At 72.7% G+C, this 1,348-nt stretch carries 1 protein-coding gene and 1 pseudogene; both read left to right on the plus strand.

Features of this window, described 5'->3' with window-relative positions:
• Positions 1 to 363: pseudogene (locus tag AB0K43_RS31430) on the plus strand (electron transfer flavoprotein subunit beta); the annotation flags it as partial.
• 44 nt (positions 364 to 407) lie between these two features.
• A partial coding sequence (locus tag AB0K43_RS31435) for an electron transfer flavoprotein subunit alpha/FixB family protein (RefSeq protein WP_363645828.1) occupies positions 408 to 1,348 on the plus strand: 941 nt, incomplete at its 3' end.

The following is a 1,348-nucleotide window of genomic DNA, read 5'->3' on the forward strand; positions in this document are numbered from 1 at the left end:
CAGGTCACCCTGCTCTCCGAGGTCACCGTCACCGGCACCACCGTCACCGGCCGCCGCGACGGCGACGCCGCCACCGAACAGGTCGAGGCCACCCTGCCCGCCGTCGTCTCGGTCACCGACCAGTCCGGCGAGGCCCGCTACCCCTCCTTCAAGGGCATCATGGCCGCCAAGAAGAAGCCCGTGCAGGCCCTGGACCTCGACGACCTCGGCATCGACGCCGACCAGGTCGGCCTCGCCGGCGCCTGGACCGCCGTCACCTCCGTCACCGCCCGCCCCGCCCGCACCGCCGGCACCGTCGTCAAGGACGAGGGCGAAGGCGGCCGCGCCCTCGCCGCCTACCTCGCCGACCAGAAGTTCATCTAGCCCCACCGTCAGCGCACCCGACGAACCATCAGGAGCAACAAATCATGGCTGAGATCCTGGTTCTCGTGGACCACGCCGACGGTGTGATCCGCAAGCCGGCCCTCGAACTGCTCACCCTCGCCCGCCGCCTCGGCGAGCCCTCCGCCGTCCTGCTCGGCGCCGCCGACCACGCCACCGACCTCGCCGCCAGGAGCGCCGAGTACGGCGCCGCCAAGGTCTACACCGCCGACGCCCCCGAGTTCACCGAACACCTCGTCGTCCCCAAGGTCGACGCCCTCACCCAGATCGCCAAGGCCGCCGACGCCGCCGCGATCCTCCTCACCTCCTCCGGCGAGGCCAAGGAGATCGCCGCCCGCGTCGCCCTGCGCCTGGGCTCCGGCCTGATCACCGACGCCGTCGACCTCGAGGCCGGCGACGACACCCCGATCGCCACCCAGTCCGTGTTCGCCGCCTCCTACCAGGTGAAGTCCACCGTCACCCACGGCGCCCCGGTGATCACCGTCAAGCCCAACTCCACCGCCCCCGAGGCCGCCCCCGCCGCCGGCACCGTCCACCCGGTCGACGTCACCTTCACCGGCAACGCCGCCAAGGTCACCGCCCGCACCCCCCGCGTCTCCTCCGGCCGCCCCGAACTCACCGAGGCCGCCATCGTCGTCTCCGGCGGCCGCGGCGTCGGCGCCAAGGACGGCTTCGGCGTCGTCGAGGAGCTCGCCGACGCCCTCGGCGCCGCCGTCGGCGCCTCCCGCGCCGCCGTCGACGCCGGCTGGTACCCGCACAGCAACCAGGTCGGCCAGACCGGCAAGCAGGTCTCCCCGCAGCTCTACATCGCCGCCGGCATCTCCGGCGCCATCCAGCACCGCGCCGGCATGCAGACCTCCAAGACCATCGTCGCCGTCAACAAGGACCCCGAAGCCCCCATCTTCGAACTCGTCGACTACGGCATCGTCGGAGACCTCTTCACCGTCCTCCCCCAGCTCACCGGCGA

The sequence above is a fragment of the Kitasatospora sp. NPDC049258 genome, assembly GCF_040678895.1.
Classification (GTDB): domain Bacteria; phylum Actinomycetota; class Actinomycetes; order Streptomycetales; family Streptomycetaceae; genus Kitasatospora.